The organism is Paenibacillus sp. FSL R5-0749 (genome assembly GCF_038595085.1).
Taxonomy (GTDB): Bacteria; Bacillota; Bacilli; order Paenibacillales; family Paenibacillaceae; genus Paenibacillus.
Map to the genome: position 1 here is coordinate 6,054,291 of NZ_CP152005.1, position 17,231 is coordinate 6,071,521.

The following is a 17,231-nucleotide window of genomic DNA, read 5'->3' on the forward strand; positions in this document are numbered from 1 at the left end:
AAAGAGTGCTATATATGTGTGTGGGGGGAGTGATTAGTGCGTGCGCCGCTTCGGGGCCAGAAAACCTTTCGACCGCTGGTTACTACCGGATTTCTTCTATCACCTTCCTTCAAAGGTGAAATCCAGTAGTAAAGGCGGACACTTCGTTTCTTCAGGTCTTTTCTGTCCCCTGCGCTCTGCATACGCTAGCACTCTCCGCATATATAGCCGAATCTCGAAAGCTGCGGAATGGGTGGTTGGTAGAGACGATTAGATAATAAAACATTTCTAACGAACTCAGGCGACCTTATTGGCGGGGAAAACTCAGCTTAGGAATTCTAACGAACCGTAGGCATGTTAATTACTCTTTTTGGCCCTATTATCGCTCCAATACCGTAGTATGTCGTGATATAACGCGTCTGAGATTCGTTAGAATTTCGATTCGTCCTGATATCATCTAATAAGACCTCTCAGATTCGTTAGCGCCCTAATGATATATAGGAAGCCTAGAACAGTTCCAATCAAACAAACTTAAACTGCTCTCATCCCATCCTTTTGCACACATTCGCACATATCCCTACCCATTCGAGTCCATTCATATCTATCCATCCTTGTTCATCTCTCCTACTTCGATGCAAGCATCTTGGATGCCTGTCCGAATGAGATGCCAGTATAGTAGTGCTTGAGAATCTGGGTGGCCGTGTGTCCCTCCTGCGCCATGCCGTTTGCTCCCCATTGGCTCATGCCAACACCATGCCCGTATCCATACGTTGTAATCTGGACCTCATCACCTGTGGTCTTCCAACTGAACTGGCTAGATCTTAATCCAAGTAGCTTGCGCACCTCTGGACCACTGAAGGTTTCACCTGCAATCTGCATTTCCTTAATCCGATGTCCTTTGGTTGTAGACAATACCTCCATCCACGACCCACTCTTCTGGGTGGTAACCGGAATGGCATCCAGGTTCAGCTTCTGCAAAATCTCGTTACGTTTCATGGTAACGGTCTGTTTGTAGCCTGGGGCAAGGGTTTTGTCCCATGGACTGTCCACACTTTGCAGATACGGTACAGCGTTACCCCACACATCCTCCGCATTCTCGGTATACCCATTACTTGTGGAAAAAAAGGATGCGGTGATCGCCTTGCCCTGATATGTCATCACCGTATCTCGACTTTCGCGCACAGCCTGTTGCAGCTTCTCCCATTCCTTCGCCTTCCCTAGGCGAGTCCAATCTGCTTTTACCTGATCTGGCGGAATAAACACCTGATGGCTGACCGTATCCGTCACATCCGCCGCACCTGATGGAACACCGCTTGTATCACTAGCAGCAAGCCTTCGCACGATAAACGTGCGAGCCGCTATCGCCTGCGCCTTTAACGCCTCCAGCCTGAATTCCGCCGGCATCTCAGCAGCCACAACCCCCGTAACATAGTCTTCCAGCGGCAGATTCATTGTTGTGCCCGTTGCAGAAAGGTATACGCGTACCTGGGGTTCTGGATAGGTAACAGGAACTGCTGGCACAGGAGCTGGAGTTTTTGTACTGCTGGCATCTGTTGGAGCAGGGATCGGCTTGGGTGATTCGGTTGTCCGTGGCCATACCAGAATGACCGGAATCAGCAAAGCCATTGCCAATAAGGCAGATACAGCGGCAGCAGGTTGCCATCGTGTAGCGTTGCGTCCCCATCGGGGTTTTCGCCCGAATGTCCGCATTCGGCGACGCTTCACACGGCGGAATTGATCCAGCTCAATTACAGGTATATGAATATGCTCGGTTGCCTGCTGGTCCAGCTCATCTGTCGACACCCGTCCTGGATTTGATAATCTTGCAGGCTGTGATGGAACAGTCCTCAGATTTAATGGGGCAGGCTTGTCTCTTTCCACTCCAGAAACGATATTCTCCTCCGGCTCTTGCATACCTGGACGAGGGATCAGGGGTACCTTTACCTGTACACGAGCTTCTTTCATTCGACTATAACCCTCCGTTGTCTATGGCCGGTCATGTGCCGGTCGTGTTGTTCAAATCCATAGTTTAGGTTATGACCTAGCTCGATCTGATAGAACCTGATTTAAGAGAAACGAGGCCCTTTTCCTTCCATTCACTCACCTGCTTTTTTTTGCCGTGTATCTCTTACAAATGCTGATTTGTCGCCATAAATAGGTGTTTATCCGTAAACCAAATTCTTAAAAAAGGCGCTCTTTCATTTTGTTCAGACTTGGTACAGAATACGATGTTATGTTATATAAATTAGGACCAGCTATTAATAGAATCAGGTATCAAATTTCTCATCATCTTGTTAAAAGTAAACACAAAAAAAGCCAAGCCAGATGGCTTAGCTTTATCATTTTTTTTACAATATACGTTCCAACGCATTCATAAACCACACAAGCGTGTCGTTCATCATAGAGGGACCATATTTTCACTATACAACCCAGTGTTAAGCCAAAGTTGGTTGCACCTTAAACATCGGTACTTCTTTCTCCACTTTTTCACTAGGAGCTTTGGTTGCTTCCAGCTTAGGCTCATCAACCGAGATCCGATAGATGTCAGCGCCAAGTCCGTTAAGCTTCTCAGCCAGATGTACATAACCACGGTCGATGTGATGAACACCGCCCACTTCCGTTGTACCTTCAGCAACAAGACCTGCAATAATGAGTGCGGCACCCGCACGCAAATCGGTAGCCGTTACTTTGGCACCCTTCAGTTTGGCATTACCTGTGATGATGGACGAACGTCCTTCAACTTTGATCTCCGCATTCATCAATTGGAACTCATCCACATGCATGAATCGGTTTTCAAAAACAGTCTCTGTCACAACACTTGTTCCTTCAGATGCGAGCAAGAGTGCCATCATCTGGGATTGCATATCTGTCGGGAATCCTGGGTATGGTAATGTTTTCACATCCACAGCCTTAAGAGGACGATCTGCGATTACACGCACGCCATTCTCATCCGGTTGGATGGTTACACCCATCTCTTCAAGCTTCGCAATAACGGAGCCTAAATGATCAGAGATCGCACCTTCAATGTACACGTCACCACCAGAAATTGCAGCAGCAGCCATATACGTACCCGCTTCTACCCGATCCGGAATGACTGTGTGTGTAACACCTGTGAGTTTCTCCACACCTTCAATGCGGATGACTCCAGTACCAGCACCACGTACGATGGCACCCATTCCGTTCAGGAAATTGGCAAGATCCACAATCTCAGGTTCTTTGGCAGCATTCTCCAGAACAGTTACGCCTTCGGCCAATGTTGCAGCCATCATAATATTTTGAGTGGCACCTACGGAAGCCACATCCAGATAAATTTTCGCGCCACGTAACCGTCCTTGGCTACGAGCTTCGATATAACCTTGGCCCAAGCTGATCTCTGCGCCCATGGCTTCAAAACCTTTCAAATGCTGATCAATAGGCCGTGTACCGATGGCACATCCACCAGGAAGTGAGATTCTTGTATGACCCATTCGAGTCAACAGAGGCCCCATGACCAGGAAAGACGCCCGCATTTTACTTACCCATTCGTACGGGGCTTCACAGGAAGTAAGCTTCTCCGCATTTACGGTAATCACTTCGTCCCGGTATGTAACTCCCGCTCCCAGCGATTCCAACACCTTGTTAATCGTCATCACATCGTCTAGAGGAGGCGCGTCAATAATAACGCTTTGTCCTTCTTCCCCTAAGAGAGAGGCAGCGATGATCGGAAGAACAGAATTTTTAGCGCCGCTAACTTTGACACTTCCGGTCAACCTTTTGCCACCGCGGACGATAAATTTGCTCATCATGGTTCCCTCCGCGCTTTTATTCCCTTTTCTTCATTCCGGAATACGTAAGCCCCACTGTGTGTAGAAAGGACTGTTGCTGTGTGTGGAATTTCGACATATTCTGGCATATTGCCACAGATGTCTGTTCAGAAAAGAATTGGTTTTTATAATCCATATCAATGATACCATGTGCCGTGCTTCTTGCTATTCAGCATGTAAAATTAGTGTCTTACAAGCCAGCAGAGCATCAGAACAGACAGAGTGGGATGGTTATTAGCCGGCATGAACCGGATATCCCGTTTATAACTACAAAATAAGTGAACAATTGTGAATTCCCTAACTTCCATCATAACATTGTTGAATTGTACGATACAAGCATTTTTACATAAAACATCTCAAATTCATCCAATTTTACGTCACATTTTTTTCTTAATTTCTTTACCGACCACTCATACTCTAATTGTTAACACAATTAATCGATGTTATTCGACAATGAGCTCCTTCAAGGGCCTAACAGATGATTAACCAACCATCTCAACATTAAAACAAATTACGCAACATTTGAGTCCATGACAAGTAGTCAATGACAAAGCCAGCAACGGCATGCCCCAGAATGATGGCGAGCAACAAATGTAACAGTCTTCCCTGAGCACCTCGTGGTTGTCTGATGATTAAATCCAGTTTGAGATTCTGCAAAGCCCACCAAGACAACGCAATACATAAAAGGGAGACGATTATTGAGACCAAGCCATTGGTGCTTAACGCCTGGTTCACCTGATTCGTCAGATCAGTATCCATATATTCTTTACCTCCAGATTTGTTGCAGCGATCAGCATATCATATGCCCGGCACCCATAACTTGTTAGTATACTGGAATGTCTTGAGCACAACATACTGAGCGCACTGTCAGATTTACTCCTGCCAGGCAGGAATCTCCTGATACCCAAAGAACGAGCAGCAACAATCCGGCTGTGCAAGACTATGGAATCTACTACGCAGCTTCCTGCTTCTGCTGACTCTATGGAATATAGGCTCTTTCATCATACATTGTCAATTACATTGATTTCCACTTCTCAAATATTTTAATTTTAAATTGCCGGGATTTTGTGACTAAAACGACATAAAAGAGCGCTATTTCGATATCGATTCTGTCATTTCCTCGGAAATAATTTTAATTTTCTCATGAAAAAAATGGTTCTCTTTGTGGTAAATACGCCCACTACTTTAGTCCTATATTCTATGCAATTCCTCATCATCGGTGAATATTTTGCTTAAAATACTTCTGTTTACTGAAGGGATATGATGAGATTTTGTGGTCAGCCATTTTGATATATTCGATAAAACAATTCTATCAGACAAACTCAAAAAAGCCCGGCAGACTAAGCCGCCGGGCTTCCAAGAATCGTTTATTTGCCAAAAACGTTAATCCGGTTAACCGCTTTTTGCAGCGCAATCTCTGCACGACGGTGATCAAAGTGGTCCTGATTGCTTTGGCTTGCAAGCCGACGTTCTGCCCGCTCTTTCGCCGCACGCGCACGGTCCACATCAATGTTTTCCGGGAATTCAGCACTCTCTGCGAGTACAACAACCTTATCTTTACGTACTTCGATAAACCCGCCACCGATAGCAACTTGTTTATTTTCTTTTCCGTTACGAATATAGATTGGTGCAATCTGCAAAGGTGTAACCATAGGAATATGACCAGGCAGAATGCCCAGTTCCCCTTCAATACCACGAGCCGTGATGCTATCCACTTGTTCTGAATACACCAGACGCTCAGGTGTTACAATCTCCAACAAAAAGGTGCTCAATTCCATCCCTCCTGAAACTATCCGAAGGATAGCCCACATAAGGACAATCCTGGATTCAGACTAAACCAGTGTTTTGGCTTTCTCCACTGCCTCTTCAATTGTACCAACAAAGAGGAAAGCTGCTTCCGGAAGATCATCATACTTACCTTCGAGAATCTCTTTAAAGCTGCGCACCGTTTCTTTAACCGGAACGTATTTACCCGGAATACCGTTAAATGCTTCAGCAACGTGGAAAGGCTGGGACAAGAAACGTTGGATTTTACGAGCACGGTATACAAGCGCTCTGTCTTCCTCACTCAACTCGTCCATACCCAAGATCGCAATGATATCTTGCAATTCATTGTAACGCGCCAAGATACGTTTAACGCCTTGAGCTACGCTGTAGTGTTCTTCACCTACAACTTCAGGGGACAAGATCCGGGAGCTGGAAGCCAGTGGATCTACCGCAGGGTAGATACCCATCTCGGAAATTTTACGCTCCAGGTTCGTCGTTGCATCCAAGTGAGCAAACGTCGTTGCAGGAGCCGGGTCAGTGTAGTCATCCGCAGGCACGTAGATGGCCTGGATGGATGTTACAGAACCTTTTTTCGTTGATGTGATACGTTCTTGCAGTTGACCCATTTCTGTTGCCAGCGTAGGTTGGTAACCTACTGCGGAAGGCATACGTCCAAGCAAGGCAGATACTTCTGAACCCGCTTGGGTGAAACGGAAGATATTATCGATAAAGAGCAACACGTCACGGCCTTCTTCATCACGGAAGTATTCCGCCATGGTCAGACCTGTGAGGGCTACACGAAGACGTGCGCCTGGAGGCTCGTTCATTTGTCCGAAGACCATTGCTGTTTTGTTGATAACGCCGGAATCACTCATCTCGTGATACAAGTCATTACCTTCACGTGTACGCTCACCAACACCCGCGAATACGGAGATACCACCGTGTTCTTGTGCGATGTTGTTGATCAATTCCTGAATGGTTACCGTCTTACCTACACCGGCACCGCCGAAGAGACCGATCTTACCACCTTTAGCGTAAGGAGCAAGCAAGTCGATAACTTTGATTCCTGTCTCCAGCATCTCTGCTTGGGTAGTCAGTTCATCAAATGCAGGTGCTGAACGGTGAATCGGGTTCTTGTGCTCAGCAGCTACGGCACCGCCAGTATCAATTGCTTCGCCGAGTACGTTAAATACACGACCCAGTGTTGCTTCACCGACAGGTACAGAGATTGGTGCTCCTGTATCTAAAGCTTCCATACCACGAACAAGTCCATCCGTGGAGGACATCGCAATACAACGTACTCGGTTGTCACCCAGATGTTTCGAAGCTTCGAGTGTAAGGTTTACACTAACGCCGCTCTCACTTACTGTAGTGATCGTAATGGCATTGAGGATTTCCGGCAGACCGCCGCGATCAAACTCGACGTCAACAACCGGACCCATGATGCTCACAACGCGTCCTTTGTTCATCTTAACGTTCCCCTCCTACAAGCCTGCTACTTTTGCAAAAATAATGTACCGTTCGTTTATCTTTGCTCTGCAAGCCTTCATTAATAAAAAAACGGTTAGCCTTGTGCTGCGTTGGCACCTGCCACAATTTCCGTAATCTCCTGCGTAATCGCCGCTTGGCGGGCACGGTTGTATGTCAATGACAAGTCATTAATGAGTTTAGATGCATTTTTGGTTGCATTACCCATTGCCGTCATTTTCGCACCCAGCTCACTCGCCTTACCGTTCAGAAGTGCACCATAGATCAGCGTTTCCGCATAACGCGGAAGCAAAACTTCAAGTACAGCTTCAGCAGACGGCTCGTATTCGTAGCTTGCCGTTGGTCCTTCCGCAGCAGTTACCTCAGGTGTTTCCATTGGAAGAAGTTTTTCTACCGTAGGAATCTGGGTCAACGCATTCACAAAGCGGTTATAACAAATGTACAATTCATCAAATTCAGCCAGTTCAAACCCATGAACAGCTTCGTGTGCGATGGATTTGATATCTGCAAATGAAGGCGAATCCGACAGATCCGTTGTTGTGGATGCCATCGCCATTTCACGACGTCTGAAGTAGTCGCGTCCCTTACGTCCAATGACGAACAATTCGTAGTCATCCTGGGAGTTGTGGCGCTCTTTGAGCGTCTGATTAACCTGACGCAAAACGTTCGCATTGTATCCACCCGCAAGACCACGGTCCGATGTAATGATCAGGTAAGCTGTCTTTTTGACGGGACGGCTCTCCAGCATCGGATGCTGTATGCCTTGCGTGCTAGATGCAATACTCGCTACAACTTCTTTCAGTTTCTCCGAATAAGGACGGGCTGCTTCCGCTTTTTCCTGCGCTTTACGCAGTTTTGCAGCAGCTACCATCTCCATTGCTTTGGTGATCTGCTTGGTGCTTTGTACGCTTTTAATTTGCCGCTTAATTTCGCGCATGCCTTTTGCCATGATTTCACCACCTTAAAGTTTTGACAAAGTCAAAACTACATCGTAAGCACAACCCTGTTTTGACAGAGTCAACGTATTACATGCAGACATGCGGAATCGGTTAGACAACTCCGCACCTGCAATCATTTATTTAGACAGAGACAGCAAAGCTTTTTCTGAACTTCTCGATTGCACCTTTCAGTGCATTTTCGTTGTCTGCAGTCAATTCTTTAGTATCACGGATGGATGCAAGAATCTCCGGATGGCTGCTCTCCATGAACGCAAGGAACTCACGCTCGAAACGAGTAACATCACCTGTTGGAATCTCATCCAGGAATCCTTTAACCGCAGTGTACAAGCTGACAACCTGTTGTTCTACAGGCAGAGGCTGGTTAACACCTTGCTTCAGGATTTCCATCATACGCGCACCACGATTCAGGCGGGCCTGAGTCGCTTTATCCAGATCGGAACCGAACTGGGAGAACGCTTGAAGCTCACGATATTGAGCGAGGTCGAGACGCAGGGAACCTGCAACCTTTTTCATCGCTTTGATCTGAGCAGAACCACCGACACGGGATACGGAAATACCTACGTTGATCGCCGGGCGTTGTCCAGCATTGAACAAGTCAGCTTCCAGGAAGATTTGTCCGTCCGTGATGGAGATTACGTTCGTTGGGATGTATGCAGATACGTCGGAAGCTTGTGTTTCAATGAACGGCAGTGCGGTTAAAGAACCACCACCAAGTTCATCATTCAGCTTCGCAGCACGCTCCAGCAAACGGGAGTGCAGGTAGAAGACGTCACCCGGATAAGCCTCACGGCCCGGTGGACGACGAAGCAACAAGGAAAGCTCACGGTATGCAGAGGCTTGTTTGGTCAAGTCATCATAGATGACCAGAACGTGCTCGCCTTTGTACATGAAGTACTCACCCATCGAACAACCGGAATACGGTGCGATGTACAACAGTGGTGATGGATCGGAAGCTGCTGCAGTTACAACAATCGTGTACTCCATTGCGCCTTTACGACGAAGGGTTTCCACAACTTGAGCAACCGTAGACTGTTTCTGACCAATAGCCACATAGATACACTTCATGCCGCTACCTTTTTGGTTCAGGATCGCATCAATTGCGATAGATGTTTTACCTGTTTGACGGTCACCGATGATCAACTCACGTTGTCCACGGCCGATTGGAACCATCGCATCAATGGCTTTGATCCCTGTTTGCATCGGCTCATGAACCGATTTACGATCCATTACGCCTGGTGCTTTACCTTCAACCGGACGGAATTCCGTTGTAGCGATTGGCCCTTTGCCATCCACTGGAATACCGAGCGGGTTCACAACGCGTCCAATCAATGCTTCGCCTACAGGCACTTGCATGATTTGGCCCGTACGTTTCACTTGGTCACCTTCACGAATATCGTAGTAAGGTCCCAGGATAACGACACCGACATTGCTTTCTTCCACGTTCATGGCGAGTCCCATAACACCGCTTGGGAATTCAACCAACTCGTTGGACATGACGTTCTCAAGTCCGTAAACACGAGCGATACCATCACCAACCTCGATTACCGTTCCGACTTCGACTACATCGATATCGGTCTTGTATTGTTCGATTTGGCTCTTAATTAATGTACTGATTTCTTCTGGTTTGATACTCAAGTGTCCTCACCCCAATCTACTGTACTCGTCTGTTAAAAGACTGCTCAAGACGTTCGAGCTTGCCAGCCAAGCTGCCGTCATAGATCGTATCGCCAATGGCGACTTTCAATCCGCCCAGCAGAGTCGGATCAACAATATTCTCGATACGAATCTTTTTATTCACACGGCCACCGAATTCACGGGCTACCGCTTCTTTTTCTTCATCATTCAACGCATAAGTCGAGTAGACACGTGCATCAGCGATGCCCAGCGACTCACCTTGGATCTTCCGATAATCATTCAGTAAGTCTCCCAGCAATTCAACGCGTCCGCGTTCAATCAACAACAAGACTGTACGAAGGACTGAATCGGATACCTTGCCATCAAGACTTGAGTGAATCACGTTCTGCTTGGCTTCATCAGAGATATTAGGGGATACGATAAATTTCTCGATATCTGCATCTCCGGTCAATGCACTGACTACTGCAACCAGTTCCTGTTCAACCTCAAGCACCTGCTGTTGCTGAAGAGCAACTTCGAACAATGCTTTCGCATAACGCTTGGCAACAATCGTATCGCGGCTCATTGTCGGCCTCCTACCTCATTGAGGTATTGGTTCACAAGCTCTTCTTGTGCAGGACCGTTCTCAACTTCTTTTTTGATCAACTTGGATGCAATCTGAACGGAAGCTGTACCCAGTTCGCTGCGAAGTGCTGCGACTGCTTTGTTCTTCTCGCTCTCGATTTCGCGTACTGCATCGTCTTTCAGACGATTAGCTTCAGCTTTCGCATCAGCCAAAATCGATTCAGCTTGTTTGCCACCCGTTTGTTTGGACTGTTCAATGATGTCGTAAGCATCTTTACGTGCTTGCTCAAGAGCTTGTTTTTGTTCCTCCACATAGGCAATGGCCTGTTCCCGAGTCTGTGCAGCCTCATTCATCTGCGTCATCACGAGTTCACGACGTTTTTCCATAATGGAGAACAAAGGCCCGAAGGCATAACGGCTAAGCAGCCAGTATAAAATTGCAAATGCAACAATCGCAAGAAGCGTATTTTCCCATATGAAACTCAATCTGTTCACTCCTTCCTGGAGGTATCCTTAAAACGTCATCCGTTAGAACGGACATTACCTAAAAAGAAGGCGCGGATGGCTATGGCCTTCCCCGCCAAACCTTTAAAATTTAATTAAGCCATACCGTAGAACATGAACGCGAGTACCACACCGATGATCGGCAATACCTCGATCAAACCTACACCGATAAACATTGTTGTTTGAAGAGTGGATTTTGCTTCCGGTTGACGGGCAATACCTTCCACCGTTTTGCTGATTACCATACCGTTACCAATACCTGCGCCAAACGCGCCCAGTCCTGCAACAATTGCTGCTGCGATTAATGCCATTGCTCCCATTTGTATATCCTCCTTAAAATGATAAATCGAATTTTTTATTGTTCAGCCTGGTGAAGAATTCTTCGTAGGGCTTGAAACTTAATGCTCGTCGTGCGTCTCGATGCTCTGTGAAATGTACACCATCATCAAGATAACAAACACAAATGCCTGGATCGCGCCGATAAAGATACTAAAGCCTTGCCACACCATTAATAACGGAATTGCTGCGATAGCACCAAACACTTTGAATGTGGTCAGTTTCAGGATCGTTGCGATCAGTACCTCACCCGCGAAGATATTCGCGAATAGACGCATACCGTGTGTCAACAGCTTGGATGCCGTCTCAATCAAGTTGATTGGCAAGAACAAGGCGAATGGCTTAAGGTAATGCTGGAGATATCCTTTGGTGTTGCGGAACAATCCCAGTCCATGAGATACAAGGAACGCTACGAGAGCGAGTCCCATCGTTACAGACAAGTCGGCTGTCGGTGATTTCCACCAAGCCAGTTCAACGTGTGGGTGTGCTTCAGGGTCCTTGGCATGCGCTTCTTCAAACGCTTCCACCGCTGTAACAATCGGTTTACCGAACACTTGCGCATGTTCTGCGCTGTCCACTGCAGTTACCGCTTGGAACGGAAGTCCGAGCATGTTTCCTACAAAAATGAACATAATCATGGAAAGAGCGAGAGAGATAAAATGTTTACCTTTCTTCATATCCATTGTACTGGAAATCAGATTGCGGACGAATTCTACTGCCCACTCCATAAAATTTTGCAGCTTGCCGGGGTTTTCAACGGATAGTCTTCGTGTGGCCAGTACAGCAAAAATAAAAACAAGGGCACCTGTAACTACCAGCATCAACACAACCGATAGATCCAGTCGAAATCCGCCAAGCATAATAATTGGAGCTTCATGCATATTTTTCTCACCCCTTTCTCGACTTGAAAGCTGCAGCCCTTAACTTCATTCTGCTCTGCGGGAATGGACAATCCCTATAATCAGTAAGGAAAATTGTGCAATGACGAGACCGCCTGCAACCGCATATGTATTGAAGTACTGCGGAAAGCGCATCGATATGAATATACCGAGCACAGCGAGTGCCGCTCTTGTCAAAAATCCCAGGTTCACACGCTTCAAGTTACCTTCTGCCGCATCATCAGACATTTTCCTTACTTTGTAGCCCAAGTAAAATGCATTGATCCAGCTAATTCCTGTACCCAGGGCTAGTCCCAAAGCAATTGTCTCCACACGTGGCATAAAGGCCGCTGCGAGAAAACAAATCATAAGAAAGTACATGATGAAAACAGTCATCGATCTGCGGTATCTGGTTAGTTCACTCATCACTTTCCCCCATGAATTTTTTCGCGATAAAGTAGATGCTTACACCGCCAGCCGCAAGAAAAAAGAGAACGCTTACGGCGATCCATATTCCGTTACCTCCGATGGTCTTGTCCAACCAGGAGCCAGCGTAATATCCGGCAACAGCGAGAATGGCAATCTCGATCCCAAAAGCTGTCACGAGCCCCATCGCTTTCCATACATTATCGTCATGGTTACGGGATGAATTTGGTTTGTTCGAATCGGCCATTTTCCACGCCACCCTTGCAATCCCAGTTAATTTTACTGAATGATGAGAGCCTTTGTCAATTGAATGATTTTAGCGTTTTAAAGGGGAAAACGACGGGAATACAGACCCTCAAAGCCCATAAACCCGCGTAAACCGTACAGTTTAACTGTATGCTATGCCCTTTATAAATCCGTCAGAAAAATTGTATTATTTTTTGAATTTTCTGTGAAATGATTCCGGACGCTCACTATTTACACCAAAATGGTGCAGAATCGCATTGACAATTCTTTCCGAAGCATGTCCATCACCGTATGGATTGGCAGCCTGGCTCATGCTTTCATACAGGGTTTTGTCTGTAAGCAGAGCTTTGGTCCGTTCATACACACGTTCCTCTTCGGTACCTACCAGTTCCAGCGTTCCAGCTTCAATACCTTCCGGGCGCTCTGTCGTATCGCGCAATACGAGCACAGGCACACCAAACGAAGGTGCTTCTTCCTGCAAACCGCCTGAATCGGTCAAAATCAAGTGAGTATGCGGGTAAAAGTTATGCAAATCCACCACGTCTAGTGGATCAATTAATTGAATACGGGGATGATTCCCCAAAATCGCGTGAGCCGGCTCCTTCACAGCAGGACTTGGATGCACCGGGTACACGATGGCAATATCTTCAAATTCGTCGGCAATCCGTTTGACGGCCTGGAAAATGTTGCGGTGAGGCTCGCCTTGAGATTCACGGCGATGAGCTGTCATCAGCACAAGGCGTTTGCCTTGGGCCCAATCAAGTACCGGGTGTGTGTAGTCCTCCCGTACTGTATATTGAAACACATCTGTTACCGTGTTGCCTGTGACGTACGTACTAGACTCTGATTTATTTTCTTTGGCAAGATTGGAAGAAGACCAATCCGTAGGCGCAAAGTGTAGATCTGCCAGTACGCCCGTCAGCTGACGGTTCATCTCTTCCGGATATGGAGAAAGCTTGTTCCACGTCCGAAGTCCTGCTTCCACATGTCCTACCTGGATCTGCTGCAAGAATGCTGCATAGCTTGCTACAAAGGTAGTTAATGTATCCCCGTGAACCAGCACAATATCCGGCTTCGCTTCAGCCAATACCGGCTCCAGACCGCCTAATACACGAATCGTAATTTCATTCAATGTCTGACGGTCTTTCATCACATCCAGATCATAATCGGGATGAATGTCGAAAACTTCAAGAACCTGATCCAACATCTGACGATGCTGCGCAGTTACGCAAACAATAGATTCAATAGACTCGGGGTGTTTTTGCAATTCCAAAATAAGCGGAGCCATCTTGATGGCTTCCGGACGCACCCCGAAGATCGTCATGACTTTAATTTTCTTGGACATTCGAGCAAAGCCCCTTTTCTATAAGTTCCGATTACAAGCATGAGATATGCTTATTTAGTGCCGTATAGACGGTCTCCTGCATCGCCAAGTCCTGGAACGATATACCCATGATCATCCAGACGGTCGTCCAGTGCTGCGACATAGATATCCACATCAGGATGTGCATCCTGTACAGCTTTAACGCCTTCCGGTGCTGCTACCAGGTTCATCATCTTGATTTGGGTACAGCCACGTTTTTTGAGCACGTCAATAGCTGCAATCGCCGAACCGCCAGTTGCAAGCATCGGATCAATTACGATCAATTGACGCTCTGTCACGTCTGTAGGCAGTTTGGTGTAGTATTCTACCGGTTGCAGTGTTTCCGGATCACGGAACAGACCAACATGTCCAACTTTTGCGGCTGGCAACAATTTTACAACGCCATCCAGCATTCCGAGTCCTGCACGCAGAATCGGCACCAGTCCGAGCATGCGTCCAGAGATGACTTTACCTTGTGTTGCAGCTACAGGTGTCTGTACATCAATCGTTTCCAGTTCAACATCTCTTGTAATCTCATAAGCCATCAACGTTGCCACTTCATCCACCAATTCACGAAAATCTTTCGTATTCGTACGCATGTCGCGTATAAACGTCAGTTTGTGTTGAATCAAAGGGTGATCACATATTACTAATTTTCCCATCTAATTTGTCCCTCCGGTAAGTTCTTCATGTTCAGCATTTCCAAATATACCTAGCCACCATTCATGGGCTCGATAAATCCTGTATATTATATCATCACCAACAACGAATTACACCATCAAAGGGCACCCAATCATTACAGAATACCGAATCCTATAAAAAACAGGACCGGAAAATGATCCATCCGGTCCTGTTTTGCTCATGCTGTTATGTCATTGAGTGGGGAAAATATGAATACAAGTGATGCTCCGCAAACAGATTGCACCTTCGATCGCTGTTATCCCCTGATTTCTTTGATCTCCTATAAAAGGAGAAAATCAGGGGATAAAGGCGAGCGCTTCGCTTCTCCGGTTGCATTCTGCCAGCTTCGTCTTTTGTATTCCAATTTAAACAAACTCAAAAGAAAGCAGCATGAGCAAAGTTTTTTAGTATTTAAGGTCGGTATAGAGCGGGAATTGATCTGTCAGTGCAGTCACTTCTGCACGCGCTTCATCCAGCTTCGCCGTATCTTTTGGATTTTTCAACGTTTTGGCAATGATCTTACCAATGGCAACCATCGCTTCTTCGTTCATACCACGGGAAGTTGCAGCAGGTGTACCAATTCGAATACCACTCGTTACAAACGGGCTTGTAGGGTCGAATGGAATTGCATTTTTGTTCACGGTAATACCGATGGAATCAAGTACATGCTCAGCTTCTTTACCTGTGATGTTCACACTGCGTGTGTCGATCAGCATCAAGTGGTTATCTGTACCACCGGATACGATGTTCAAGCCTTCAGCGATCAGTGTTTCAGCCAGAACCTGTGCGTTTTTCACAACGTTCTGTGCATATGTTTTGAACTCTGGTTGCAAAGCTTCTCCGAATGCTACCGCTTTGGAAGCAATTACGTGCATCAAAGGACCACCTTGGGAACCCGGGAATACCGCTTTATCAATCGCTGCTGCCCATGCTTTACGGCACAGAATCATACCACCACGAGGTCCACGCAACGTTTTGTGTGTTGTTGTTGTTACGAAATGCGCATGTGGAACCGGGTTTGGATGCAAACCAGCAGCAACCAATCCTGCAATATGAGCCATATCCACCATGAACAAAGCACCTACATCATTGGCGATGGAAGCCAGCTTTTCAAAATCAATGGTACGCGGATATGCACTTGCACCTGCAACGATCAGACGAGGGCGGTGTTTGAAAGCCGCTTTGCGCACTTCATCATAATCAATCAGGAATGTATCTTCCTGCACGCCGTATGCCACAAAGTTGTACAGTAAACCGGAAGCGTTAACCGGGCTACCGTGCGTGAGGTGTCCACCATGGGCAAGGTTCATACCAAGTACAGTATCACCAGGTTTCAACGCTGCAAGATATACTGCCATGTTCGCTTGTGCGCCGGAGTGAGGTTGAACATTCACGTGTTCTGCTCCGAACAATTCTTTGGCACGATCACGCGCAATGTCTTCAACAACGTCCACATGCTCACAACCGCCATAGTAACGTTTACCTGGATAGCCTTCAGCGTACTTGTTGGTCAGTACAGATCCCAATGCTTCGATTACTGCTTCACTCACGATGTTCTCGGATGCAATCAGTTCGATGTTGTTCTGTTGACGTTTCAGTTCAAGATTCATCGCTTCCAGTACTGCCGGGTCATTCTTGCGCAATTGTTCCATGATTAAATTCCTCCCAGTTATAAGTGAAGTTATAAAGCGAAACTACAGTGGTTACACTCCTCACTTCGATTGCATCACCATCTTCCGATCGCTGTTATCCCCTGATTTTTCTGAACTCCCTTATAATAAAGGGAAAATCCGGTGATAAAGGCGAACGCTTTGCTTCTTCAGATTGGTGTTGCACTCTCCGTTTTTGTGTAAAGTCTAATTTAGCTTTATATTGGTTGAAGATATCAGTCACAAAATGTTGAATCTGGTTGTTCTTCCATACGATACACCGCGCGTTCGCCGCCAATTAACTTCGGACGAGTCAACGCTGTGGTCACACGCGCATCTCCAACATAGCGGAGCGCTGTACGAAAAGGTACGGCTACATGCCGGAGATGCATGCCAATCATCGTCTCCCCAATGTCCAGTCCCGCATGGGCCTGCACATGTTCAGCCAGGCATGGATCGGTCAGCGAACGATATGCTGCGGATGCCATTGAACCTCCGGCTTTGGGCACGGGTACTGCACCAACCTCAGTCAATCCAAGACGAGTAAGCACAGAACGTTCCATGACCAGCGCACGGTTCAGATGCTCACAACACTGGAATACGGTATCAAAACCGAATTCCTCCTGCACTTCGCGTATACCCGCAAGAAGCTGTTGCGCCACTTCAATAGCACCACTCGTACCAATCCGTGCCCCTGCAACTTCACTTGTGCTTGTACCGATCACAACGATCTGTCCAGGCCCAAGCTGTCCGGCAAGCGCCAGTTCATGCAGAATGGATGCGGTCTGTTCCTGCAATCCGGGTTGTTCTGAATCTAACTCTATAGTCATCCTATCATCGCCTCCCGATAAAATCATGCCCGCTGTCTCTTGGCTGTCCTTCGTATTCTTGCACGGCATCTCAGGATCTATTATAGCGAATAATCAGATGAAAGACGAAAAAAAGAGCAGTCT

17 protein-coding genes are annotated in these 17,231 nt (G+C 46.8%); all 17 read right to left on the minus strand.

Translation table 11 applies throughout. The features are described 5' to 3' along the window. Positions 1 to 603: 603 nt before the first annotated feature. The 17 genes from spoIID to MKY85_RS27195 all read right to left on the minus strand — a co-directional run bounded on the left by spoIID (position 604) and on the right by MKY85_RS27195 (position 17,108). Positions 604 to 1,944, minus strand: coding sequence for a stage II sporulation protein D (gene spoIID, locus MKY85_RS27115; protein ID WP_342571210.1), 1,341 nt, complete (start codon positions 1,942 to 1,944; stop codon positions 604 to 606). A 470-nt stretch (positions 1,945 to 2,414) separates the two neighbouring features. Continuing rightward, complete coding sequence (gene murA / locus MKY85_RS27120) at positions 2,415 to 3,761, minus strand: UDP-N-acetylglucosamine 1-carboxyvinyltransferase (protein WP_082762960.1); 1,347 nt, start codon at positions 3,759 to 3,761, stop codon at positions 2,415 to 2,417. A gap of 522 nt (positions 3,762 to 4,283) precedes the next feature. Next, complete coding sequence (locus tag MKY85_RS27125; protein WP_124116534.1) at positions 4,284 to 4,541, minus strand: DUF1146 family protein; 258 nt, start codon at positions 4,539 to 4,541, stop codon at positions 4,284 to 4,286. 608 nt (positions 4,542 to 5,149) lie between these two features. Then, a complete protein-coding gene (locus MKY85_RS27130) occupies positions 5,150 to 5,554 on the minus strand; it encodes a F0F1 ATP synthase subunit epsilon (protein ID WP_062836965.1) in 405 nt (134 codons plus the stop codon). A gap of 60 nt (positions 5,555 to 5,614) precedes the next feature. Beyond that, positions 5,615 to 7,018, minus strand: coding sequence for a F0F1 ATP synthase subunit beta (gene atpD / locus MKY85_RS27135; protein WP_047840699.1), 1,404 nt, complete (start codon positions 7,016 to 7,018; stop codon positions 5,615 to 5,617). 95 nt (positions 7,019 to 7,113) lie between these two features. Further along, a complete protein-coding gene (gene atpG, locus MKY85_RS27140; RefSeq protein WP_076209796.1) occupies positions 7,114 to 7,986 on the minus strand; it encodes an ATP synthase F1 subunit gamma in 873 nt (290 codons plus the stop codon). Between the two features lie 130 nt (positions 7,987 to 8,116). Next, a complete protein-coding gene (atpA, locus tag MKY85_RS27145) occupies positions 8,117 to 9,631 on the minus strand; it encodes a F0F1 ATP synthase subunit alpha (protein WP_047840700.1) in 1,515 nt (504 codons plus the stop codon). 16 nt (positions 9,632 to 9,647) lie between these two features. Next, positions 9,648 to 10,196 (minus strand): F0F1 ATP synthase subunit delta, encoded by a 549-nt coding sequence (locus MKY85_RS27150; protein WP_036612565.1) that lies wholly within the window; start codon positions 10,194 to 10,196, stop codon positions 9,648 to 9,650. Next, on the minus strand, positions 10,193 to 10,681 hold the full coding sequence (gene atpF / locus MKY85_RS27155) for a F0F1 ATP synthase subunit B (RefSeq protein ID WP_339238194.1): 489 nt from the start codon (positions 10,679 to 10,681) through the stop codon (positions 10,193 to 10,195). Before atpF ends, MKY85_RS27150 begins: the two co-directional genes overlap by 4 nt. Positions 10,682 to 10,794: 113 nt before the next feature. Continuing rightward, positions 10,795 to 11,019, minus strand: coding sequence for a F0F1 ATP synthase subunit C (gene atpE / locus MKY85_RS27160; protein WP_017691934.1), 225 nt, complete (start codon positions 11,017 to 11,019; stop codon positions 10,795 to 10,797). A gap of 78 nt (positions 11,020 to 11,097) precedes the next feature. After that, positions 11,098 to 11,916 carry a F0F1 ATP synthase subunit A gene (atpB, locus tag MKY85_RS27165; protein ID WP_339238196.1) on the minus strand — a complete coding sequence of 273 codons (819 nt, stop codon included), beginning with the start codon at positions 11,914 to 11,916 and terminating at the stop codon, positions 11,098 to 11,100. A 45-nt stretch (positions 11,917 to 11,961) separates the two neighbouring features. After that, positions 11,962 to 12,339, minus strand: coding sequence for an ATP synthase subunit I (locus tag MKY85_RS27170; RefSeq protein ID WP_062836961.1), 378 nt, complete (start codon positions 12,337 to 12,339; stop codon positions 11,962 to 11,964). Further along, positions 12,332 to 12,586, minus strand: a complete 255-nt coding sequence (locus MKY85_RS27175; protein ID WP_024632723.1) for an AtpZ/AtpI family protein — start codon at positions 12,584 to 12,586, stop codon at positions 12,332 to 12,334. The genes MKY85_RS27170 and MKY85_RS27175 overlap by 8 nt, the downstream gene beginning before the upstream one ends. A 186-nt stretch (positions 12,587 to 12,772) precedes the next feature. After that, positions 12,773 to 13,930 (minus strand): UDP-N-acetylglucosamine 2-epimerase (non-hydrolyzing), encoded by a 1,158-nt coding sequence (wecB, locus tag MKY85_RS27180; RefSeq protein ID WP_339238198.1) that lies wholly within the window; start codon positions 13,928 to 13,930, stop codon positions 12,773 to 12,775. Positions 13,931 to 13,980: 50 nt separating this feature from the next. After that, entirely contained in the window at positions 13,981 to 14,610 is a 630-nt protein-coding gene (gene upp / locus MKY85_RS27185) for a uracil phosphoribosyltransferase (RefSeq protein ID WP_017691929.1), read from the minus strand. A 423-nt stretch (positions 14,611 to 15,033) separates the two neighbouring features. Then, positions 15,034 to 16,281 (minus strand): serine hydroxymethyltransferase, encoded by a 1,248-nt coding sequence (gene glyA / locus MKY85_RS27190; RefSeq protein ID WP_253441329.1) that lies wholly within the window; start codon positions 16,279 to 16,281, stop codon positions 15,034 to 15,036. A gap of 233 nt (positions 16,282 to 16,514) precedes the next feature. Continuing rightward, positions 16,515 to 17,108: a TIGR01440 family protein gene (locus MKY85_RS27195; protein ID WP_169479777.1), complete on the minus strand. Its 594-nt coding sequence runs from the start codon at positions 17,106 to 17,108 to the stop codon at positions 16,515 to 16,517. Between the last annotated feature and the right edge of the window lie 123 nt (positions 17,109 to 17,231).